Below are 22,464 nucleotides of genomic sequence, written 5' to 3' on the forward strand. Positions count from 1 at the left end.
ATGGAACCTGCGCTGGCCACCCTTGGCGAAGAGATTCAACGGCTTAAGCGCTCGATGAACGATTTGGTGAGCCTGCTTGCTCTACCCGCCATTTGGGCCGGAGGAAGTCCTCCTCAGATCGTTGAGACCTTGCTTGACGTGCTTGTTGCCATGTTGCCGGTTGATTTTATTTATGTGCGTCTGTTCGACGCGGACACGGAATGGCCGATCGAGATCGCGCGGTTCGCTCATTCGATCGTCCAAGTAAAGCCGGAGGAGATTGGGCGAGCCCTTTATCAGATGTTTGGCGATGCCGCGTCGAAATGGCCGCCGAGCGGGCAGATCCATATTGGAGGCGTCGAGTTCTTCGCTGGGTTGGCGTTGCTCGGCCTGCAAGGAGAGGTCGGTGTCGTGGTCACCGGGTCGCAGAGCTCCGACTTTCCGAACCAGACCGACGGGCTTCTCTTGAAAGTTGCCGCAAATCAGGCTGTCGTTGCCCTGCAGGGGGCCCGTCAACTAGGCGAACAGAAGCGACTGGCCTCGGAACTTGACGGGCGTGTTACGGAACGAACAGGTGAACTTGTCGCGGCCAATCAAACGTTGACTCAGGAAGTCGAGGACAGGCGCCGGACGGAAGAAGCACTGCGCAGAAGCGAGGAAGCCCTGGCGGCAAGTCAGCACGATCTGAAGCTGATTATCAATACAATTCCGGCCTTGGCTTGGGCGACTCGCCCAGATGGGTATACCGAGTTTCTGAGCCAGCACTACCTCGACTACGCGGGGCTTTCAGCGGAGCAGGGGCAAGGTTGGGGCTGGACGGCTGCGATCCATCCTGACGACGTAACAGGTCTGCTCGCAGCGTGGAACACCTTCTTGACTTCGGGTGAAGGAGGGGAGGCTGAAGCTCGGTTGCGTGGATCTGATGGGAGTTATCGGTGGTTTCTGCTCCGCGCCAATCCGACGCGGGATGAACGCGGCGACGTCGTGAAATGGTATGGGGTGAACGTCGACATCGATGAACGTAAACGCGCCGAGGAAAAAGCAATTGAAGCCGAACGCGAGCTTCAACGAACGGTCGACGGCATTCCAGCCCTGATTGGGGCTTTCGCGGCCGACGGCACGCGTATTTTCATCAACGAGCGCGGACGTGAATTTACAGGGCTCTCAACCGACGATTTGGCGGGTGGTGGCTGGAGAAGCACGATCCACCCAGATGACATCGAACTCGAAGAGCGCAAATGGTACGAATGTGTCGCGTCCGGAGAACCGTTCGAGCATGAGTACCGCGTGCGTGCAAGTGACGGGACGTATCGCTGGCACATTGCCCGTCGCGTGCCGGTCCACGACAAAGCTGGAAAAGTGATCCGATGGTACGGCATCAGTCACGATATTGAGGGTCGTAAAAGGGCGGAAGCTTTTGTCGCCAGCGAAAAGCATTTGCTGGAGATGATCGCGTCGGGCAGTTTGCTTCGGGATGTTCTCAGCGCGTTGTGCGTTTTTGTCGAAGACGCTGCCCCCGACTGCTTCTGTGACGTCCACCTGATAAATTGGAGCAGCTCGACATTCGAATATGCCGTGGCTCCTTCTTTGTCTCCCGACTACATCGCGCCGATTGCCGGCATGCCGGTCGACGGCGATCTGTTGCCATGTGGCATAGCGGCTTATCAAAAAACGCAGGTGGTCGCAGTGGACATGGAATCCGATCCCCGCTGGTATACGTCGCCTGTGCGGCTACATGTTCTGAAGCACGGATACAGGTCAGTGTGGAGCACGCCGATTTGTTCCAGAGAGGGGCGGGTGCTTGCAACCTTTTGCATCGTCCAACGGAAGCCTGCGAGCCCTTCGCCGCACCATCAGGATCTCATCGCGCACGCCACACAGATCGCCAGCATTGCGATCGAACGTTCCCTTATAGAGGCAGCGCTCCGGCGGAGCGAAACGTTGCTTTCGGAAGCACAACGCTTAAGTTCCACCGGCGCGTTCTCCTGGCGGCTGGACACTGACGAGATCGCCTTTTCCGAGGAACTCTATCATATCTTCGAACTCGATCCGAACTCCCCTGTGACGCTTGAGCGCCTGCGTGAGCGAATCCACGCGGATGACCTCCAGTCGCTGTCTGCCCAGATGGCTCGGGTTCGCGCCGGGCAGAGTTATCTGGGCTATGAGATCCGGCTGCGGATGCCGGATAGCAGGGTCAAATATCTACGCACGTTTGGCAGGGTCATTCGTCATCAGGATGACCGCATGGAATGCCTCACCGCGGTTCAGGACGTGACGGAGCGGCGGCAGGCTGAAGAAGCACTTGGCAGGGCCCGATCTGAACTCGCACATGTAACCAGGGTTTCGAGCCTCGGAGTCTTGACCGCTTCGATTGCCCATGAAGTCAGTCAACCGTTGTCGGGGATCATCACCAACGCCAGCACCTGCCTCCGCATGTTGGCAGCCGATCCTCCAAACATTGACGGCGCACGCGAAACCGCCCGGCGAACCATACGCGACGGCAATCTAGCCTCAGATGTAATAACGCGATTGCGCGCTCTCTTCAGCAAGCGAGCTCCTACCGTTCAGTCGGTGGATTTGAACGAGGCGGCAAGGGAGGTGATCGCCTTGTCGTCGGGTGACCTTCAGAGCAGTCGCGTGGTTCTTCAGCCTGAATTTGCGGAGGGTCTGCCGCTCGTTGCGGGAGATCGTGTCCAGCTTCAGCAGGTGATCATGAATCTGCTGCGCAACGCAGTGGACGCCATGAACGGGGTCGATGATCGCCCCAGGAAGTTAATAATCAAGACCGAGCCCGATGAAGATGATCATGTGCGCTTATCTGTACGGGATTCCGGCACGGGTTTCGGCCCAGATAGTGCGGAGCGGCTCTTTGAACCTTTCTACACCACCAAGAATGAAGGCATGGGGATGGGATTGTCCGTTAGCCGTTCCATCATCGAGAGCCACTGCGGGCGTCTATGGGCGGCGGCAAATGACGGCCCGGGAGTGACGTTCACGTTTTCTGTGCCCGAATACTCCAGAGAGCGATCGTCTGTGCAGGATGTGAGTGTTGGTACGGCGTCCGCGGTCGGTGGTGTTCGAAGATCGGTGGGAGCGAGATGAAGCCTGCGGGTGCACTGGTCTCAGTTGTTGACGACGATAAATCGGTGCGCGAGTCCTTACCAGATTTGCTCAAGGAGCTGGGTTTCAGGGTGGACACGTTCGCTTCGGCAACGGAGTTTCTGGCGTCTGACAGCATCCATGAAACCAAGTGCCTGGTTCTCGATGTGACCATGCCCGTCATGACAGGCCCCGAACTGCAAGAGGAACTAGCGCGTCGCGGGCAAGAGATTCCGATCGTCTACATTACCGCGCAGCGGAGCAGCGCCATGCGGCTTCGTCTCATCGAACAGGGTGCGGTCGAGTGTTTATTCAAGCCGTTCAGCGACAGGGCCCTTCACGAGGCTCTCCAACTGGCGGTCTGTAAGCCTTGAAGGTGGTGATTGTTAATGCCGGTCCAGAAGGATAATTTGCCATGTACACGGGTGGAGCAGCTGAACTGGGCAGCGTCGCAATGTCGGACGAAGCATCCGTGGTGTTTATTGTAGACGACGACGTTTCGGTGCGCGAATCGTTAGAGTTGCTAATCTGCTCGTCGGGTTGGCGGCCGCAGACCTTCGGTTCAGCAAAAGATTTCCTCGATCGACCCCAGATGGCCCTGGTTTCGAGCTGTCTCATCTTGGATGTCAATCTGCCGGATCTGAGTGGGCTCGACCTGCAGAGTCTGATGGCTAACGAGCGTACCCCTATGCCCATCATCTTCATAACCGGCTACGGCGACGTACCAATGACAGTCAAGGCGATGAAGGCTGGGGCTATCGAGTTTTTGACCAAACCATTCGACGACGAGGAACTTTTGAGTGCGATCAAGCTGGCACTTGAAAGAAGCAAGAGCGCGCTTGCTCTCGATTCTGAATTCCAGGCCCTCAAGGATCGCCATACGTCGCTTAGCCGACGCGAACAAGAGGTTATGACGCTGGTTGTCTCGGGTCTATTGAACAAACAAATCGGCTTTGAGCTCGGTATCAGCGAGATCACAGTCAAGGCGCATCGTGGCCAAGCTATGCGCAAAATGCAGGCTCGCTCACTGGCCCAGCTGGTGCATATGGCGGCCCGACTGGGCATCACTCAGTAGAGACTTTTCACCGCGCCTGGCGCCTCGATTCAAACGACATCGCGCAATGGGAAGCCCATCAATCCCAAGGTATTGACGATACCATCGTACTATGGTCGCGCGCGCGATCTTGGTACATCTATTTTGATGGGCAAGATAGACTAAAATATTAATTGAAGATCGGACTTAGGGCTGGCGATGAGACGCCGTGGCGGATGGTTTTTACGTATCGGGATGACTTAACGCAGCCTATGGCGCCGTTGTTTGATCATGGCGGATGTTGCGGGTTTTAACATTGGCGAGGTAGAGTGGCTATGACGTATTGTAAGATTCAGAAGTCGGTATTGTTGTTTTCCGTTGTCGCCGTCCTGCAAGGGTCCGCGCATGTTTTCGGAGAGGAATCAAAGTTGCCCAGTGCTGCTGGCGCACCGCCTGCAGCGACACTGAGCACAACGACGGAGAAGATCCGACTGACACGCAAGAGCGAGGCCTACTGGGAAGTCACTTTCAACAATCCTCCACTCAATATCGTCGGCCCGTCCGAAGTCCGCGAGCTTGCAAAAATTGTTGGTCAGATCGAAGCCGACGGGAGGGTCAAGGTCGTGGTGTTTGACAGCGCGGTTCCGGGCTATTTCATCGCTCACTACGACCTACTAGGTCCCCTTAAGGATTCCACCGGCATGGAGCCCGGGCCAACGGGTATGCATCCCGTGCCTGACGTCATGGTACGCATAAGCCGGCTGAAGGCTGCGACGATTGTTTCAATTCGGGGGCGGGCGAGTGGCATAGGCAGCGAGCTTGCGCTCGCGGCGGATATGCGTTTTGCAAGCCGAGAGAAAGCGGTTGTGTCGCAGTTTGAAGTCGGCGCCGGCTTTGTTCCTGGAGGCGGCCCTATGGCGCGGCTGCCTCGGCTGGTCGGCCGCGGCCGCGCCATGGAGATGTTGATCGGTGCCGAGGGCTTTGATGGCGAACTTGCCGAGCGCTACGGTTATGTGAATCGGGCGTTGCCCGATTCACAATTGGACAGTTTTGTCGACGCCTTGGCGACGCGAATTGCGTCGTTCGACGGGCAGGCGATTGCCGACGCCAAGACTCTGATCAACCAAGCTAGCCTGCCACCGGATTCTGAGATGCAGCCGGGGTGGGACGCGTTCATCACTTCCGTACAACGGCCTGCGGCCCAGGCGCGTCTGAAGGTGCTCGTCGAGGAAGGACTGCAGCGGCCCGGGAACGTCGAGAGAAACCTCAACGAATATACAGCCAAGTATCGGTAGCGGTTGCGGAGACTGGGAATCGACGGAGCAACGTCAAGGGTTGTGAAGAGGACGGACCGTGACTCGCATGCGCAAGGAGACCGACAGTCTGGGTGAGGTAGACGTCCCAGCCGACAAGCTTTGGGGAGCCCAGACGCAGAGGTCTCTCCATCATTTTTCCATCGGCAGAGATTTGATCCCGCGCGAAATGATAACAGCTTATGCGGTGCTGAAGAAAGCCGCTGCCAACGCCAATCATACAGGCGGACGGCTCGATCCTCAAGTCCATCGACTGATTGTCCAGGCATGTGACGAGATCTTGGCGGGGCAGCATCAGGACATGTTTCCGCTCCACGTGTGGATGACGGGCAGCGGCACTCAGTTCAACATGAACGTTAATGAGGTGATTTCTAACCGGTGCTGCCAGCTGGCCGGGACCGTCCTCGGCAGTAAGACACCAGTTCATCCAAACGACCATGTCAATATGGCGCAATCGTCGAACGATTCATTTCCGTCCGCGATGAACATCGCGACCTCGACCAACGCCAAACGGCGCCTGATCCCGGCTGTCAAGCAGCTTGCGGAAGCTATCCGCTCCAAGTCCGAGAAGTGGAAAGACATCGTCAAGATCGGCCGCACCCATATGCAGGATGCAACGCCGCTGACTTTGGGCCAGGAATGGTCTGGATATGCCGAAATGCTTACCGACAACCTGGATCGGCTCGAGAGTTCACTGGGCGGCATCTATCGGCTCGCCCTCGGCGGGACGGCGGTTGGCACCGGGATCAATTCCGCACCAGGTTTCGCAGAAGCCGCCGCGTCCGAAATCGCTAGGCAAACCCAGCTTCCGTTTGTAACCGCGCCCAACAAGTTCGCTGTCCAGGGCGCACATGATGCCCTGGTACAGTTTTCTGGCACGATGCGCACGCTGGCAACTTCACTTTACAAGATAGGCAACGACATTCGTCTCATGTCGTGCGGACCCCGAACAGGCTTTGCCGAACTTGTAATACCGCAGAACGAGCCGGGCTCCTCGATTATGCCCGGCAAAGTGAATCCCACCCAGGCCGAAGCGCTAACCATGGCTGCCGTGCAGGTGATGGCCAATGATGTTGCAGTGGGGTTCGGCGGTGCCGGCGGATATCTCGAGATGAACGTCTATAAGCCACTGATCATCCACAACATCACCCACTCGATCACGATCGTCACCGACAGCTGCACGAACTTCCGTAGGTTCCTGGTCGAGGGTACGCAGCCCAACAGGAAGAAGATTGCCCAGGATGTCCGCGATTCGCTGATGCTCGTTACCGCACTCTCGCCTGTGGTCGGCTATGACAAAGCTTCAAAGATTGCGCACTATGCGATGGACAACGATCTCACACTGAGGGCGGCTGCTCTGAAGCTTGGCCTCGTTTCCGAAGCAGTGTTCGACCGCGTGGTTGAACCAGAAATGATGGTGAGACCCTACGTCGCGACATCCGCATAGGTGAGCGTTCGCTCGTCCACACAACGTACAGGCGGCCGCTGCCGGCCTGGCCAAGGCGTTCATCACCTTCAGTTAGTTATTCCCAGGAGGATATCCATGAGCACCCATCCTGTTGGCCTCGGCGAGGCCGCTCTCGCACTGCAGATCGGCGAGCCTCGGTTCAACGCAGACTGGAAAAGTCCCGGACATCGGTTCCGGCGCCTATTGTCAGAATTTATCGGTACTGCAGGATTGACATTCGTGCTGTCAGCCGGTGCAGCCATTCTGGTTTTGCACGGCGGGATAAAGGTTGAGCCCATCGTCACTGCCTTCATTCTGTCGGCGATTTCTGCACTATGGCTGGTCGCAGCGATCTATTTTCTCGGCGACATTAGTTCGCACTTTAATCCCGCCATGACATTAGCGTTTGCCTTGCGCGGCGATATGGGTTGGCCGATGTGCGCGGCCTACGTCGTTGTGCAGCTCATTGCCGCGGCGGCGGGATCATTTCTTGCTCGTTCATTCTTCGGCATCGAAGGCAATCTCGCGGCCACGATTCCGCAACCTGAACAACTCATCCAAGCGGTGTTCTTCGAGGCCATTCTGACATTTGGAATGGTTTTGATGGTGATCTCGATGGCAAACGGCCCGAAGCTCAATGGCCAGTTTATCCCTATCGCCGTGGGTGCGTACGTGATGTCGCTAGGAACCCTGGGTGGCCCCTACGAAGGAGCGGCGATGAACCCTGCCCGTGCTTTCGGACCCGACCTGGCGCGAGGCGATCTGTCCACGTGGTGGGTCTACGTCGTGGGACCGGTCGTCGGCATGATTGTTGCCGTATTGGCTGCCAAGGTTCTCCGAGGCCCAGCCAATGCTCAGGAAGCCCAGGCGGCTATGGGAACGCCGCAGGACGAGGCCTGAGTCAGGTCGACTATTTTTTCTCGTCCGTTGAGGACACATGTCTCACCGGCGTTTCCCAGCAATAGCAGCCTAGATCCTCGATAAACCTTGGGCCGAAGATCGACGGCCAAGAACCCTCCTGGCGATGACCAGGCAAGGCGCCGCGATCAAGAACAACAGGACAAGCGCGAAGAAGGCCTCATTGAAGGAAATGGCGATCGCCTGCCTGTCGGCAGCCTGCCGCAGAAGCGATAGCGCGGCCCTACCAGAGACAACACTGTCGAGGCCCCTGGCGGCAAGTTGGCCCGCCACGGCCTTCAGACGCTCTTCGAGGGAGACGTCGCCAATGGCCAGATGGGACGTCAGGATTGTCCTGTTATAGGCAAGTTGTCGATCAAGATAAGTTTGCAGCAGAGCGGTGCCCGTCAGACCACCAACCTGTTTGCCAAGAGCGAAAAGACCGATGCCGAACGGCAGGGCCTTGGCAGGAAGCCGCATTAAGGCAAACAGCGTCAGGCTGATGAACAGGAGACCCAGCCCAAAGCCGCGCAGGAGCAGTGGAAACTCCAGATCCACAGTCCCGCTGTCGCTTGTCGACCCCGACAGGAACCCCATTGACGAGGCGAAAAACACGACGCCGACAGGGGCCAAAGCAAGCGGATTTATTCCGCATTTCTGAACGCCGAGTCCAGCAACCAGCAGTGTGCAACCCAAGATTACTCCACTCGGCAAGAGAAGTGTTCCAGCATCTGTAGCCGTGAAAGCGAGAACGTTTAGGGCAAAGGCCGGGATGAGAAAGGCGCTGCCGGACAAGGCGAATCCGGCTACCAGACTGACGACAAGTGCGAAGCGAAAGTCGGGATCACCCAAAGGCGACGTGGGGAGGATCGAACGGTCCGATGTAAATTCAAATTCCCACAGCAGCAGGAGGATGACCGCCAGCAGGCCGCTCAGGGTGAAAAGGGTGATGTGCCCGTCGTCGAACCAATTGAACCTGCTGCCTTGCTGCGACACATACGTCAAGGATGCGGCGGCGAGTCCAGCTAGCGCGACCTGCGGATAGGGGAGGCGGATCTTGTCGCGGAACGTTTGCCTGCGGTCCGCCGCGAGCATGACCAGGGCGACGATACCCACCGGCACGTTGCTCAGGAATATCCAGTCCCATGACAAGTGGTCGACAAGCCAACCTTGCAGCGCTGGCGTCACGGTTGTCGGGGCCATGACCGAGCCCAGGGCTAAAACAGCTTGCACTATCGGTTGCTGACGGCTCGGGAAGCGCAAGAACAGCAGCGTCTGGCCTGCCACGAGCACAGTCGCGCCGGCAAAACCCTGAACGATGCGGCAGAAGTCAATCCAGGCAATATCGGCGGAAGAGATCATTGCAGCGGACGCCAAGAGAAGCGCGACCGCGCCGGCGCGCAAACAGGGCGTAGGCTTCAGCGCGGCAACAAACAGCGGCGCGACCAAAAAACCGGTCAGCTTGGCCGCGAGAAAGGCGATGTCGAAAGTCGCGAATTCGTCGCTCGTGGCATGTATGTCGCCCAGCATATCCAGGCGCCCGATAGAGAGCGCCGTGCTGGCGATCGAATCCATGACGGCGGTCAGCACAACTCCGATCAAGACCAACGCGTCGCCCAGCGCTCCGGGCTTCGCCACTAAGTGTCGCGGTTCGACCTGACGGCTCATTGTGCCGCACCGGGCCGCTTTCCGGCAACGTCGCCGGCCGGGTTCGAAGAGGTGGTTGCGGGATCGGTTGCTCGGCCCACCCGGACAGCAATGCGAGCTGAAAGTCCAGGAACCAGCCGACCAGGCAACGGATTGTGTGTAAGTCTTATCTTGACTGGAACGCGCTGAACGACGCGGATGAAGTTACCGGTCGCATTATCCGGTGGCAGCACGCTGAAGGCAGCTCCGCTACCCGGGGCGAAGCTGTCGACGACACCATCAATCTGAACACCAGGGTACTCGTCAATCATCACCCGAACTGGCTGCCCGATTTCCATTCGATCTAGCTGGGTCTCCTTGAAATTGGCTACGACCCAAACATCTTGTACCGGAACGATGTCCATCGCCGGGGTGCCGGGAGTGACATACCGCCCGACGCGAACTTGCCGGTTGCCGACGACACCGTCGATTGGCGACTGGATGAGAGTGTTGGCAAGATCCATCCGGGCCAGGCTGACAGACGCTTTCGCCTGAGCCATCGCTGCCTGGGCGCCGGCAAGTTGCGCCTCGAGCACGCCAAGCCTGAGCTTCTGCGCCAGAGTATTGGCCGCCGCGGCTTTATCCGCAGCCTCGGCTTTTGCGAACCCGGTCTGCGCATCCTGGAGTTTTTGTTCGCTGGCCGTTCCGCTCTTTTGGAGCGCGGTGTAGCGGTCAAGATTGGCTCTCGCGAACAGCAGATCCGCTGAGACCGACCGCTCCTGTGCCGCCGCTTGTCCGATCAATGCATCTTGCAGTTTCTGCGTTGCTTCAATGTTTGCGATATCGGCCTGTCGCGTGGACAGAGTGGCAATGGCTTGGTCAAGTTTCGCGCGGTAATCACTGTCGTCGATGCGAAACAGCAAATTCCCCTTGCGAACGCCGGCGTTGTCTCCAACCGGGACTTCCACCACATAGCCGGAGAGCTTGGGCGCGATGCTCGTTATATCGCCGCGCAGATAAGCGTTGTCGGTGGTTTCCTCGAAACGGCCGTGAAAATACCATTGCCAGGCCCAGGCTGCCGACAGCGACATCGTTACAGCCGCGACCACCAGGATAGCGACCTTCCGGGCCCGACCTATCGGCGCCCGCGTTGATGCAGGCGAGGCCACAGGACCGAATGCGCGAGATGCCGCTGGTTGCGATTGGTCATCACCCTCCAACGGCGGTTGCGCGGGTACAAAGCCTTCAACTCGGAGCATCTCAACGATCCAATCTCCAACATGTGGCTAGTCGACTTGCAAGTTTGCGTGGTGGTTCCCGGGATCACCGACCAGTCGCCATGTCAGCTGCTGCTCCGGTAAATCCCTTGGACCACCCGCACCACCTCCCGGCGGGACCGCCCATAACGACCACGCGGCCTTAACCTTCGGATTTGTAAGCCTTCAGTCGATACGAAGGCTCTGCTCCATCGCGTAGCACTGGTCCCAGATGAACACGTCATACCCGGCCAGTCGGGACTGCCACTTGGGCGTGACCGCATTGACGCATTTCACGACGACCCGATCGATATAGTTGTCGTAGACCGCCCAGAGGTTGCCCCTGTCTTCTGCTTCCATTTCTTCGCCGGGGGGTGTTGACTTCAGCGCAGCAGCGGCCGCGGCCTTCAGATCATTCATGAATTGGAGCTGGGTACGGACATCGGAATGCGTGCCCACGCGATTGACATGACCCCCGACAAGGGTCTCGAACGGCAACGTGTCGATATAGGCCACCTGGTCGAAGTAGCCGGGGATGTCCTTGGCAAGTGCGAAGCGACGCCAGGGCATCCAGCCGGGAAAGATCACGTCCACCACCATCAACACCTTCTGTTCTGGAGCATAGATGAAGATGTTGCCCGGCTCATGGGGACTGCTGCCGGGATAGCTCAGCTCAAGAACCTGACTTCCGACCTTCAAGGTATAGTGATCCTTGAAGGTGACGGTCGGTAGAGGGCGCCTGGGATCTTTCGCCCGTTCGAGCAGCCTCAGGGTTTCTTCCTGGGCGATGATAATTGGATGGCCGCCGAGATCGTTCGCGCCGCCAATATGATCCACGTGCGCATGGCTGTAGACCACATGTGTGATAGCCCGATCGGTCACCTCGGCGATCGCCTGGCGTATGTGAGCCGAGTACCCCGGAGGGGCGTCGATCACAACCACACCCGTTTCATACACCAGGAACATCGACTGGTACCCGTTGTCGGTGACCATGTAGAGGCCACGACCCAGCTTTTGGCTCCGGTATCCCTTCTTCGGGTCGATGGCCGGGGTTACGTCTTCCTTGGGGATCGGAAGGTAGTGATCGACGCGCGAGCCTATCGGCGCCAACGACGGCATGCCTTGGTAAGGGGCGCCAGGCTGTCCTGGCAAGGTGTCGGCGCAGGCGCCGCCGATTGGCGCCAAGCCGAATCCAATAGTGAGCATAAGGCAACCGGCGTTCGCCGCTGCCCTCGAGAGAGCGGAACGGTAGAGAAGCATAACAAATCTCCTATTTTTGAATATTGTTTGTCGGGGACGATTTGTCGGTAAATCAAAGGTTTTGCTGGTCTCGGATATCGCGGATACTTTGATTTCAAAATTCCCGTACGAACTCGTCACGATTGTGAGAAAGCGAAACTCACTGACCCGGCAATCCGCTCGAACCGATGCGATAGGCCGATTCACCTGGTACCTCGAACAACAGTGGCGGGCAGTGAGCCCACCACTGTCCGGTCGGAACGGCTTTCAATGGCCGTGGCCAAGAGCATTCAGATCAGCACAGAATTCCGCATAAGGTTTGGTCATCCCCGCGTCCTGGCATTCTCTTATCATCGCCTTGCGCTTGGCCATCGGCAGGGTTTCCAGGGCTGCTCTGAACCTGCTCCTCATAACCGGATCGGTATGGGTCGGACCCTTGATCGAACTGGTGTAGATAAACGACTGCTGGTTGATCGGGTCGATGACATCAAGTGCGCCGGCAAATGCGCTTCCCCCGATTATTGAGAGTGCAAACGCTGTGACGAGACATTTAGCTTTAATGTTCATGACGAATTCCTTCTCCTCAATGAGGCAGTCGCCGGATCGACGACCGCGATGACGATTTACTATTAATCTCCCCCGGTCAGAACTTAACCGGATGAATTGTTATGTATCTGTAGATCGTCGTAAATCTATTGTTCGATGGTATTGCCGATACTTTAGCATCGATCGGTCGGGAAATGCTGATCCGAGGTGCGCGGGCCGGATGCCGCGAAAGGATTCGCAACGATCGACCGTTCTTGCTCAGCTCTCCAATTGCGTCCCGCCATGTGCAGGAACGTCCTTGGCGCAATGCCAATGCCACGCCGCCTGACGGCCGATACCAAAGCGTCATGGACCTCGTACTTCGAGCGACCCACAATTCCGGTGCGAGCGGGACATCGTTTCATCTACGCGGGTAACCCCAGCGGCAGATCTCGGTTTTGTTCTCCATCGATCGGATGAGGCTGGAGTCATGTCAAGGAGATCATTGTTGCCTGCAGAGCGCGAGTTCCTTGCGGCATTGGCGACCGTGGGGATCGTCGGCGCCCCTCCCGGAACGCTCAAGATATGGATCGAAGATGACTCTGCGCGAGCGGGCGTGCGCCATGGTGAGGTGGCTGCTCCCTCCAGTCATATTGTGCAGTGGAAGGCCGCACACCGATACCATCGGGCAATTGATGCGGTTGCGCTGCTCTGCTCTCGTATTAGCGTTTGGGCGGGTATTGCCGCCGAACCGAGGGAGCTCGATCTGAGGAATGATGTGGTGCGCACCGAAGCCGCGAAAAAGCGCCAGGAATCGGCGGCAGTCGACATGAAGCTCGAGGTCGTGGTCATTCCTGTTTCGGATGTCGACCGGGCGAAGCGGTTCTACGGCAACTTGGGTTGGAGGCTCGACGCCGACTTTGCCGTCGGTGACACATTTCGGGTCGTCCAGTTCACGCCTCCCGGCTCGCCAAGCTCAATCCACTTCGGTATCGGCCTCACGTCCGCCTTGCCCGGTTCGGTACAGGGGCTCTATCTCGTTGTCTCCGATATCGAAGCGGCGCACGCCGAACTCGTGGCTCGCGGGGTCGACGCGAGCGAAGTGTCATACCGTACAGGGCCTGGACAGCCGGCGATCAAAGGCAAGGATCCGGAGCGGCGAACCTACAACTCTTTCACTTCGTTCAACGATCCCGACGGCAATGCCTGGCTGTTACAGGAAATCACCACGAGACTCCCCGGACGCATCGATGCCGATACCAGGTTTACCGCGCCGGCCGAACTTGCAGCCGCGCTCCGACGCGCGGCGGGAGCCCATGGTGAGCATGAGAAGCGGACCGGAGGACAAAGGGATGAGAACTGGCCCGATTGGTACGCCGAGTACATGGTAGCGGAACAGGCCGGTAAACCGCTGCCGACCTGAGCGGTGGTGTAGCCGCGCACGCGGGCGACAGGGACGATGCCCACGAACGCGTCTGAGGATGCGGGGACGATCATCGAAGTTTGTAGTGTTCCGGCGATGGAGTCGCTGCTCCTCGCCGGTCGGCATCATGGTCATCGGAAGATGGTATCGATGCATAGCGATTGTATTTTCCTGAATAATACACGCTGCGTACGTCCGGGAATGAAATCGTCACGGCTGCAGAGGATTTGACGATTTTCTCTGACTGACCAGAAAGTATTGCCGATACCATGGTGCGATAGACTTGCGCACCTCGGATATAGATCTTCCAATTGCTGTCCGTATAAAACACGACCGAGGAAGAAATAATGTCAGCGATATCGCTATCACCAACTCGGCGCGATGTCATTGTTGGAGCTACCGCAGTTGGAGCTGTCAATCTGGTGCCAAAAGCGTTGCGGGCAGCGGCCGGAGAAGAATCCATCCGCCCGTTCAGTATCCATGTCCCGACTTGGGCGCTTGCAGATCTCCGCAGGCGCATCAAAGCGGTACGATGGCCGGAGAGGGAGACCGTCAATGATCGATCGCAAGGCGTCCAACTGGCAAAGCTTCAAACGCTCGTTGACTACTGGGGCAGCCGGTACGACTGGCGCAAGGTGGAGGCCAAACTGAACAAGTTGCCGCAGTTCATCACCTGCGTTGACGGATTGGATGTTCAGTTCGCGCACGTTCGCTCACCGCACGAAGGGGCAATGCCCTTGCTTATGACCCATGGTTGGCCCGGCTCGATTGTGGAGTTTTTGAAGGTCGTTGGTCCGCTGACCAATCCGACTGTGCACGGGGGGCGGGCAGAAGATGCATTCCATCTCGTGCTTCCAACTATGCCGGGTTACGGCTTCTCGGGTAAGCCGACCGCGACCGGCTGGGCTCCGGCGCGGATGGCTGCCGCGTTTCATGAGTTGATGCTCAGGCTGGAATACACCGGGTACGTCTCGCAGGGAGGCGACTGGGGCGCGATTGTCTCGCAGTCGTTGGCCGTTCAGGCTCCGAAAGGTCTTCTCGGCATTCACATTAATATGCCAGGGACTGTACCTCTCGACATTATTCGGCATCTCCGCAATTTCGACCCGGCGCCGGCGGAATTATCGGACCGGGAGAAGAGTGCCTACGATCGGCTGCTGCACTTCTATCGCGACGGTTTTGGCTACGCGGCGATGATGAACCAGAGCCCGCAGACCATCGGCTATGCCCTCTGCGACTCTCCGGTCGCAATGGCAGCTTACTTCTACGAGAAATTCTCCGAGTGGACGGATAGCGAGGGAGAGCCAGAACGGATCTTCACCTACAACGAGATGCTGGATGCCATCTCTTTCTACTGGTTTACCAACTCGGGAGCCTCATCGTCGCGATCGTATTGGGAAGGCGCGCAAGCAGGCGGTGGCCCGTTCGACGCGTTTGACATCCCGAAGGTCCCTGTGGCGGTCACCGTGTATCCGGCCGAGATCTACCGCGCACCGCGGAGTTGGGGCGAGAGAAGCTTCCGCAACCTCATTTACTGGAATGAAGTGGATAGAGGCGGGCATTTCGCGGCGTGGGAGCAGCCTTACGTTTTCTGTGCCGAGCTAAGAGAGGCGTTCAGATCGCTACGCCGATCAATCTGAGGCGAAAGAGGCGATCCTCCCCCCATCGCCTTCGCCCAGTAGCGCGGCCGGGTCGCCTCCCGCCCGGCCGCGCATTTGAGTTGCAGGTGAGGCAAGAAGACACGGATCATTTCCCTGAGGAGGCTTGAACATGAATGGCATGCCCCAACAAATTGACCACAATCGCCGCCGCTTACTCGGCACGGCCGTTGCGGCTATGACTGCGTTCGAGCTCGGGACAGAGAGGCCTGCGGCGGCGAGATCCTCGGTCGATCACACAAGCAAAGGTCTCGCGACCAAAGCGGCACAAGAGTTGTTGGGTTCTTTGAGGCAGATCGACGCCGGAATGCTTAACGTCGGATACGCGGATATGGGATCGCGAACCGCCGCGCCGGTGGTCCTGCTCCATGGCTGGCCATACGACATCCAGACCTATGCCGGTGTCGCGCCTTTGTTGGTCTCCAAAGGCTATCGCGTGATCGTTCCATATCTGCGCGGATACGGCACAACACGGTTCCTTTCGGACAATACGATGCGCAACGGTCAGCAGTCGGCAGTTGCCCTGGACGTCGTTGCGCTGATGGATGCCCTCGGAATTGAACGGGCAATTATTGCCGGCTGTGACTGGGGCGCCCGAACGGCCAACATAGTGGCAGCGCTATGGCCAGAACGGTGCAAGGCCATGGTCTCGGTGAGCGGCTATCTGATAGGCAGTCAGCAGGCAGGCAGGCAGCCGCTGCCACCGAGCGCGGAATTGCAATGGTGGTATCAGTACTATTTTGCGACCGATCGGGGGCAGGCTGGCTATGGGAAATTTACTCGCGATTTCGCAAAGCTGATCTGGCGTCTCGCCTCGCCGCGATGGGATTTCGACGATGCGACCTTCGACCGTAGCGCGCTCGCCTTCGACAATCCCGATCATGTGGCGATTGTGATACATAACTACCGTTGGCGTCTCGGCCTCGCGGAGGGCGAACCTCAATATGAGAACCTGGAGAAGCGGCTTGCGCAGGCGCCCGTCATCACCGTGCCTACAATCACGCTGGAGGGCGACGCTAATGGTGCGCCTCACCCGGAAGCCAGCGCCTACGCGAAGATGTTCTCAGGAAGGTACTCTCACCGCCTGGTCACGGGCGGCATAGGGCACAATCTACCGCAGGAAGCGCCGCGGGCCTTCGCCGAGGCAGTAATCGAGGTCGGTGCGGGGACATGACTGTCCGACAAGTCCTGTCTGGCTACCTTTAGAGATCAAGGACGACGTCACCACTGGGCTGGGAACAGCAGATCAAGGTGGTGCCGCTTGTCGGCGGCTCGATTGGATCAGGCCGAAAGGCAACCGTTCCAGCCACAAGGCCAGTTTGGCAAATGTGACAAACGCCCGTGCGGCACGACCATCGCGTGGGGACGTCGCAGGCTTCAGCGAGTTCAAGCAGACTCTGGAATCCTGCCCCCCAATGGACGCTCAAGCCACTCCGTGCGAACGAAACCAGAGGTCCCGTGCCGGCCGATTCCGCAGGTGGATGGGGCCGCCGGCTCGGGGATGTAGCAATACCCGGTGTACTCGAAGGACCTGGGCCGAACGGCTCCGTATGGATTGCGTCTGCGGCGACACCCCAGGCTGCAAGCGCTGCGCTCAGGTCGCCCATAAACGCAGATGGCCCGCAGAGATAGAAATTCCCATGGCGCGGAACGTCGAGTTTTCGAAGCACCTCGATATTCAGGTGTCCTGCGGAATCAAAATCGACACCTTTCGTGTCCTCGCGATCGGGCGCGCTGTAGCTTACATGGCTGTGGCTGTGCGGCAGGTCTTTCAGCAAGTCTCGAACCTCTTGAGCGAAAACATGTTCGTTGCCACATCGAGCTCCGTGGAGCCACCAGACTTCCCTTGTCGAACCCGTTGCGGCCAACGCATGGAGCATCGCAATCACGGGCGTTGCACCCACCCCGGCACTTAGAAGCACGATTGGACCATCGCCTGGGCGCAGAGTGAAGCTGCCGCGTGGTGCGCTGACGTCCAGCACGTCTCCCATTTCGACCCGGTCATCAATGTAGGCACTCGCCACACCTTGGACTTCCCGTTTTACGCTTATTCGGTAGTAGGGCTCACCAGGTTCACTCGACAAAGAATAACTGCGCATAACGGCCGGGGCGTCGGGCGTCACTTGCAGGCGCAGCACGACAAACTGTCCAGGAAGCGCTGCTGTGAGGCGAGACCCATCAACGGACTCCAGGACCAGCGACATCACACTGATGCTCTCGCGGATCTTGTGCACCACACGCAGCGGGCGAAATCCTGTCCACGCAGGAGGTGGTTCAGACATCGGATCAAGCCCGGCATTGGCTGTCGTGGCATCACGGTCGTTGTTTTGTGCGAGCAACGCCCGGAAGGATCCCTGCCAGCCTTCGCTGAGCGCGGGTATGCGCAATGCTCGCTCGATCTGGCTGCGAGGGTGACTGGGCAAATATAGCAGCGCATTGACCTCCGACACGGTCATTTGCTCAGGGCCGTTCCCGACCTGGACGATTTCGTCTCCAGCCTCGACCTGGCCTTCTTCCAGGACGCGCAGATAGAAGCCGGGCCTGCCTCGCGCAACCAGCAGCGCGGCCATACGCGGCTCATCCATGCGAATGCCGATCCGATAGCACGTGACGCGCGGTTGGGTCACTTCGAACAAGGCGCTCCCAATCCGGTAGCGATCGCCGATGCACACATCATGGTCCGGTAGGCCATCGATTGTGAAGTTCTCGCCAAACTGTCCGTAGGAAAAATTGTTGCGGCCCAGCTCGCGTTGCCAATACTGGTAGGATTCCGATTGATAGACCAGAACGGCCCGCTGCTCGCCGCCGTGCCCTGCCATGTCTCCCTGCCGGTCGCCATCGACGTTGAGCCGTCGTACCTGGCGTGGGCCCTGAACTGATGTTTTCCAGACTGCGGTGTCGACGGTCCTTCCGTTCCAAGGAATGCCACGCGGCAAACCCACATTGACCGACAACAAGCGAGCCATCACTACGTCCTTTCTGCCAGCCACCACCAGCCAGTTGCGCTCGGCGAGCCCTCATGCTCAGCGTCAGCGCCCACCAAATGGAAACTAGCACATCGGGCCACCGAAGCGATCGACACCAAAGTATCGGGAATACCATCGTTCAATATATCCGGCCTTTGACCGCTGTCAGTACTCTATTAGTTGAACGCTGTTGATTGTTATCGGTGCAAGCAGCTGAATTTGGACGACGCAAAAGACTGTCGTTTCGGATCTCGGCTGGGTTGCTCGATTTCCCCCGAGGAGGATATCACGATGTCACATCACTATTCAGGTCCCAATTTCGGGTTCCCCAGTGCAGACGCACGCCTGGACCTCACGGATCTCTATGCCTTTACGAAGCCGGGGGACCCGGAGAAGTCGATCCTGATCATGAATGTGCATCCGTCCTCTACGGTAATCGATCCGGAGCCTACGACCAACGAACCGTTCTCGCCTGACGGCCTCTATGAGATCAAGATTGACACCAATGGTGATGCGGTCGCCGACGTTGCGTTTCGTGTCCGCGTCTCCTCCTTACAAGGACGGATGCAGATCGCCACGGTACGCCGCGTTGATGGCCCACTGGCCGCTGGGACAGACGACGGTGGAGAGCTTCTCTTTCAGGATGCTCTGGTGTCGACAGGCAGGGATGCACAGGTGACCGAGGCCGGTGGCTATCGTTTTTTCGCGGGCTGGCGAAGTGAACCATTTTTCTTTGACACCTTGGGTGCCGTGAACGACCTGCATTTCAGTGGTGCTGATTTCTTTGCCGACAAAGACGTCTGCAGCATCGTTCTGGAAGTGCCCAACTCCACGCTGGGAACCAAACCGGTTGGCCTGTGGGCACGCACGCTGGACAAGAAGGGTGAGGGCTGGGTGCAGGTTGAACGGGGCGCGCGCCCTCAGCAGGCCGTGTTTCTGCCCGGTGAGGAGCAAGGCGCTTACCTTGCAGGCGAACCTGCAGATGATGCCCGGTTTGTCGCAACATTCGCGCACGCGCTGGAGCACACGGGTGGATATGTGCCGGACGAAGCCGAGCGGGTGGCAAGAACATTGCTCCCAGACATCATGCCCTATGACCCGAGGCGGCCTGCGTCCTTTCCCGAAAATGGCAGGACCCTTACGGATGATGCCGCGGATGCTTTTATGGCCATTCTTACCAACGGCAAGATGCCGCAAGACGGGGTTGGGCCGCATAGCGATCTGCTAGCTGAGTTCCCCTATTTGGGTCCCCCTCACAGTGCTCACGATTAATAGCAGTGCCCTGTGATGTCTACGTGCCCCTTTCTGAAAGGAGACGCGTAACGACTTTCCATCTGTTCAACCGAAGGAGACTACAATGCGCGTGATCTCGACTTGGATAGTTCTAACCTTAGCCTTCGTGACGTCCGCCTCGGCGCATCCGGGCATCGGTTTGGGCGCCTCCTTCGCAGCCGGAGTCGCACACCCGATAAGCGGGCTCGATCATATCGCTGCTATGACGGCAGTCGGCCTATGGGCAACCGTCAAAGGAGGACGCGCTCTCTGGGTGTGGCCATCTACTTTCGTCGCAATCATGCTGGTCGGCGGCTTGCTTGGCCTGGCGCAGATTGCCGTCCCCTTCGTTGAGGCCGGCATTCTGGCTTCAGTCGTCATGCTGGGACTTATGGTGGCGTTGGTGGTCAATCCGCCGGTATGGGTCGGCGCCGCAATCGTTGGTGTTTTTGCGCTGCTGCATGGACATGCTCACGGAGCGGAGGTCGCTCATAGCGCGAATGGGCTGGAATATATCGCGGGTTTTTTGCTCGCAACGGCCATCCTGCATGCGGTCGGCATCGGTTTGGGGGTCAGTCTGCAACGCGTGGCCCCGGGTCCAATCAATCGCATTGCTGGCGTGATCTGCGTGGCCGTCGGGGCCGGACTGTGCGCGGGAGTTCTTTGAACCCGCCCCAGAGAAGAGTGCGTCTGGATCCAGTTAGACTGCCCTCAACCAGGACGGTCGAGACGGCGTGTGCGCCTGTAACGCGAGTACTGTCGACCGAGCAAACGGAGGAATGGAATGTCGGGTACAGAGATAGATGTATCTGCCGGCCGGACGAATTTTCCCCGGGATCGTCTGGCCCTGCAGATGTCGACCGCCGGCATCGTTCATGATCTGGGGAATCTCATCCAGGTCGCCTCGTCGGCGTTGAACCACCTGGGTCGAGACCCGAACATTGCAACGGCTCCGGGAGCGGTGACCGTAATTGCCGGTGCCAAAAGCGCGTTGGAAAGAGCTGGTTGCCTTGTCAGGCAAACCATCAGGACAGCCAGAGAAATCGAAAGCGTCATTGCGCACGCAAACGTGGCCATTTGCTTGGCGGACGTCCATTCCCTGGTTCGAAGCGCCTGGAATGAGAACATTCATCTCGAGATTTGCGTCGGCTCCAACCTTCCTTTGGTAACGTGCGATCGGGTTGGCTTGCAAAATGCGGTCCTCAACCTTCTGTTTAATGCGCGCGATGCCATGCCTGACGGCGGTTTAATCTCAGTTCGTGCCTCTGTATCGGCAAATTCCAGCCACGTGGATCTTTGCGTTGAAGACCATGGAATTGGAATGACAAGCGAGACGATGGTCCGGGCATTCGATCTCTTCTTCACGACAAAAGGCGACGGCCTTGGCGGCGTTGGATTGCCGATGGTGAAACGTTTCGTTGAAGAAGCGGGAGGGAGCATCGATGTTGAAAGCACCCTCGGGTCAGGCACAGTCGTGACGCTGAAATTGCCCGCGATACGTAGCGGCTCGATGGGCTCGGGCCGCTAGACGTTGGTTGGAAGGCTCAGCGATTACGGGCAGATCCGTGAGGTGCAATTATGAAAAAGTTGCTCGAATCTGACGGCGTCCTCCAAGTGAGTGGAGTGCCAGCCGAAGGAATGGCGGTATTGGAGCGTCAGCCCGTGCTCCATCTGCCGACAGAGCCATCTCTAATAGCCCGGTTTCCGGCCTCGTTCTTCGCCATCGGCCTCGGGACAAGTTCTTTTGCCGTCATGTGGCAGGTTGCGTGTCAATTGTGGGCGGCTCCCAAAGGAATTGCTGTAGCGATGGTGATATTGGCCATATGCGTATGGGTCGCTCTTTTGATCCTCTACGCCTTCAAGTTTTGGCTAGCCCCATTGGCGCTGCGCGCCGAACTCGCGGATCCCGTTCAGAATTGCTTTCCTGGCCTGGCGGGTGTCGGGATTATGCTAACCGCGGTGAGCGTGCTGCCGTTCAGCGCGACAGCGGCCACCATCCTCCTGGGCATCGGTGGGCTGTTCGCGGTTGGATTCGGGTTCTGGCACTCGCAAATGATCTGGAAAGCGGCAATCGCTCTATCGGACGCTACGCCGGCGTTGTACCTGCCTGTCGCCGCCGCGTCGTTTGTCCTTAGCATCGGGCTATCGGCACTTGGGCGATCTGAGTGGGCCCAATTGGCTCTGGGCGCTGGGCTCTTCTCATGGCTTACAATCGATTCCGTCTTGTTCTACCGGCTCTATTTTGGCGAGCCGCTTAGAAATCAGATCCGGCCGACCCTTGGGGTCCAGCTCGCCCCTCCGGCGGTCTGCTCGCTAGCCTATGTCAACGCGTCGGGTACCTCTGGAGACGTCTTTGTTCACTGTCTCATCGGTTACGCGATGCTGCAGGCAGTTGTCCTTGGCGGCGTGCTTCCCCGGATCGTTCGCCGCTTTTCCGCTGGCCTCTGGAGCGTCAGCTTCGGCGCCACGGCATTGGCGACAACGGTTGAAAAGCTGGCCATCCGCGGCGACACGGGCCTGGCTGGCGTCTTGGCTCTTCCAATTTTTGCGGCCGCAAACCTGCTCATCATCTGGCTGGCCGCTAGAACAATCATTCTGGCAGTGACCGGCTCATTGTTGCCAGCTCCCCCAGAGGGGAAAGAGGGGCAGTAGCCAGCTGCATGACGTAACGTCGATGCGGTGGAGCTACCCTTCAGAAGGCGGTTCGCGGGAATGACCCAAATTTCTTGAC

At 58.4% G+C, this 22,464-nt stretch carries 19 protein-coding genes; 13 read left to right on the top strand and 6 right to left on the bottom strand.

Going from position 1 to position 22,464, the window contains the following annotated elements; translation table 11 throughout:
* The 6 genes from MESOP_RS21775 to MESOP_RS21800 all read left to right on the top strand — a co-directional run bounded on the left by MESOP_RS21775 (position 1) and on the right by MESOP_RS21800 (position 7,771).
* Complete coding sequence (locus MESOP_RS21775) at positions 1-3,081, top strand: PAS domain-containing protein (protein WP_013895505.1); 3,081 nt, start codon at positions 1-3, stop codon at positions 3,079-3,081.
* Positions 3,078-3,452 carry a response regulator gene (locus MESOP_RS21780; protein WP_013895506.1) on the top strand — a complete coding sequence of 125 codons (375 nt, stop codon included), beginning with the start codon at positions 3,078-3,080 and terminating at the stop codon, positions 3,450-3,452. The genes MESOP_RS21775 and MESOP_RS21780 overlap by 4 nt, the downstream gene beginning before the upstream one ends.
* Positions 3,453-3,493: 41 nt before the next feature.
* On the top strand, positions 3,494-4,153 hold the full coding sequence (locus MESOP_RS21785; protein ID WP_013895507.1) for a response regulator transcription factor: 660 nt from the start codon (positions 3,494-3,496) through the stop codon (positions 4,151-4,153).
* Positions 4,154-4,446: 293 nt separating this feature from the next.
* Positions 4,447-5,406, top strand: coding sequence for an enoyl-CoA hydratase/isomerase family protein (locus MESOP_RS21790; RefSeq protein WP_013895508.1), 960 nt, complete (start codon positions 4,447-4,449; stop codon positions 5,404-5,406).
* 67 nt (positions 5,407-5,473) lie between these two features.
* Positions 5,474-6,871: a class II fumarate hydratase gene (gene fumC, locus MESOP_RS21795; RefSeq protein ID WP_210160825.1), complete on the top strand. Its 1,398-nt coding sequence runs from the start codon at positions 5,474-5,476 to the stop codon at positions 6,869-6,871.
* 96 nt (positions 6,872-6,967) lie between these two features.
* On the top strand, positions 6,968-7,771 hold the full coding sequence (locus tag MESOP_RS21800; protein WP_013895510.1) for an MIP/aquaporin family protein: 804 nt from the start codon (positions 6,968-6,970) through the stop codon (positions 7,769-7,771).
* Between the two features lie 69 nt (positions 7,772-7,840).
* Here MESOP_RS21800 and MESOP_RS21805 read toward each other — a convergent pair whose 3' ends face one another.
* The 4 genes from MESOP_RS21805 to MESOP_RS21820 all read right to left on the bottom strand — a co-directional run bounded on the left by MESOP_RS21805 (position 7,841) and on the right by MESOP_RS21820 (position 12,456).
* Complete coding sequence (locus tag MESOP_RS21805; protein WP_013895511.1) at positions 7,841-9,436, bottom strand: MFS transporter; 1,596 nt, start codon at positions 9,434-9,436, stop codon at positions 7,841-7,843.
* Positions 9,433-10,485 carry an HlyD family secretion protein gene (locus MESOP_RS21810; protein ID WP_245264933.1) on the bottom strand — a complete coding sequence of 351 codons (1,053 nt, stop codon included), beginning with the start codon at positions 10,483-10,485 and terminating at the stop codon, positions 9,433-9,435. Before MESOP_RS21810 ends, MESOP_RS21805 begins: the two co-directional genes overlap by 4 nt.
* Positions 10,486-10,836: 351 nt before the next feature.
* Complete coding sequence (locus MESOP_RS21815; RefSeq protein ID WP_013895513.1) at positions 10,837-11,910, bottom strand: MBL fold metallo-hydrolase; 1,074 nt, start codon at positions 11,908-11,910, stop codon at positions 10,837-10,839.
* 246 nt (positions 11,911-12,156) lie between these two features.
* A complete protein-coding gene (locus MESOP_RS21820; RefSeq protein ID WP_013895514.1) occupies positions 12,157-12,456 on the bottom strand; it encodes a hypothetical protein in 300 nt (99 codons plus the stop codon).
* 787 nt (positions 12,457-13,243) lie between these two features.
* Here MESOP_RS21820 and MESOP_RS21825 point away from each other — a divergent pair.
* Positions 13,244-13,837 carry a VOC family protein gene (locus MESOP_RS21825; protein ID WP_049802472.1) on the top strand — a complete coding sequence of 198 codons (594 nt, stop codon included), beginning with the start codon at positions 13,244-13,246 and terminating at the stop codon, positions 13,835-13,837.
* A 70-nt stretch (positions 13,838-13,907) separates the two neighbouring features.
* Here MESOP_RS21825 and MESOP_RS35785 read toward each other — a convergent pair whose 3' ends face one another.
* Positions 13,908-14,225: a hypothetical protein gene (locus tag MESOP_RS35785; protein WP_167313529.1), complete on the bottom strand. Its 318-nt coding sequence runs from the start codon at positions 14,223-14,225 to the stop codon at positions 13,908-13,910.
* Here MESOP_RS35785 and MESOP_RS21830 point away from each other — a divergent pair.
* Both MESOP_RS21830 and MESOP_RS21835 read left to right on the top strand, forming a co-directional pair.
* Entirely contained in the window at positions 14,185-15,477 is a 1,293-nt protein-coding gene (locus MESOP_RS21830; protein WP_013895516.1) for an epoxide hydrolase family protein, read from the top strand. The genes MESOP_RS35785 and MESOP_RS21830 overlap by 41 nt on opposite strands.
* 139 nt (positions 15,478-15,616) lie before the next feature.
* Positions 15,617-16,669 carry an alpha/beta fold hydrolase gene (locus MESOP_RS21835; RefSeq protein WP_041164934.1) on the top strand — a complete coding sequence of 351 codons (1,053 nt, stop codon included), beginning with the start codon at positions 15,617-15,619 and terminating at the stop codon, positions 16,667-16,669.
* A 28-nt stretch (positions 16,670-16,697) separates the two neighbouring features.
* On the opposite strand, the gene MESOP_RS33935 is transcribed toward MESOP_RS21835, so the two are convergent.
* Positions 16,698-18,461, bottom strand: coding sequence for an MOSC and FAD-binding oxidoreductase domain-containing protein (locus MESOP_RS33935; RefSeq protein WP_013895518.1), 1,764 nt, complete (start codon positions 18,459-18,461; stop codon positions 16,698-16,700).
* 291 nt (positions 18,462-18,752) lie between these two features.
* On the opposite strand from MESOP_RS33935, the gene MESOP_RS21850 reads away from it, so the two are divergent.
* The 4 genes from MESOP_RS21850 (at position 18,753) to MESOP_RS21865 (ending at position 22,385) form a co-directional block, all read left to right on the top strand.
* Positions 18,753-19,733: a DUF4331 family protein gene (locus tag MESOP_RS21850; RefSeq protein ID WP_013895519.1), complete on the top strand. Its 981-nt coding sequence runs from the start codon at positions 18,753-18,755 to the stop codon at positions 19,731-19,733.
* Positions 19,734-19,818: 85 nt separating this feature from the next.
* Positions 19,819-20,400: a HupE/UreJ family protein gene (locus MESOP_RS21855; protein ID WP_013895520.1), complete on the top strand. Its 582-nt coding sequence runs from the start codon at positions 19,819-19,821 to the stop codon at positions 20,398-20,400.
* 117 nt (positions 20,401-20,517) lie between these two features.
* Positions 20,518-21,261 carry a sensor histidine kinase gene (locus MESOP_RS21860; protein WP_013895521.1) on the top strand — a complete coding sequence of 248 codons (744 nt, stop codon included), beginning with the start codon at positions 20,518-20,520 and terminating at the stop codon, positions 21,259-21,261.
* 50 nt (positions 21,262-21,311) lie between these two features.
* A complete protein-coding gene (locus tag MESOP_RS21865) occupies positions 21,312-22,385 on the top strand; it encodes an SLAC1 family transporter (RefSeq protein ID WP_013895522.1) in 1,074 nt (357 codons plus the stop codon).
* Positions 22,386-22,464: the final 79 nt, after the last annotated feature.

This window comes from Mesorhizobium opportunistum WSM2075 (genome assembly GCF_000176035.2).
GTDB classification, from domain to species: Bacteria; Pseudomonadota; Alphaproteobacteria; order Rhizobiales; family Rhizobiaceae; genus Mesorhizobium; species Mesorhizobium opportunistum.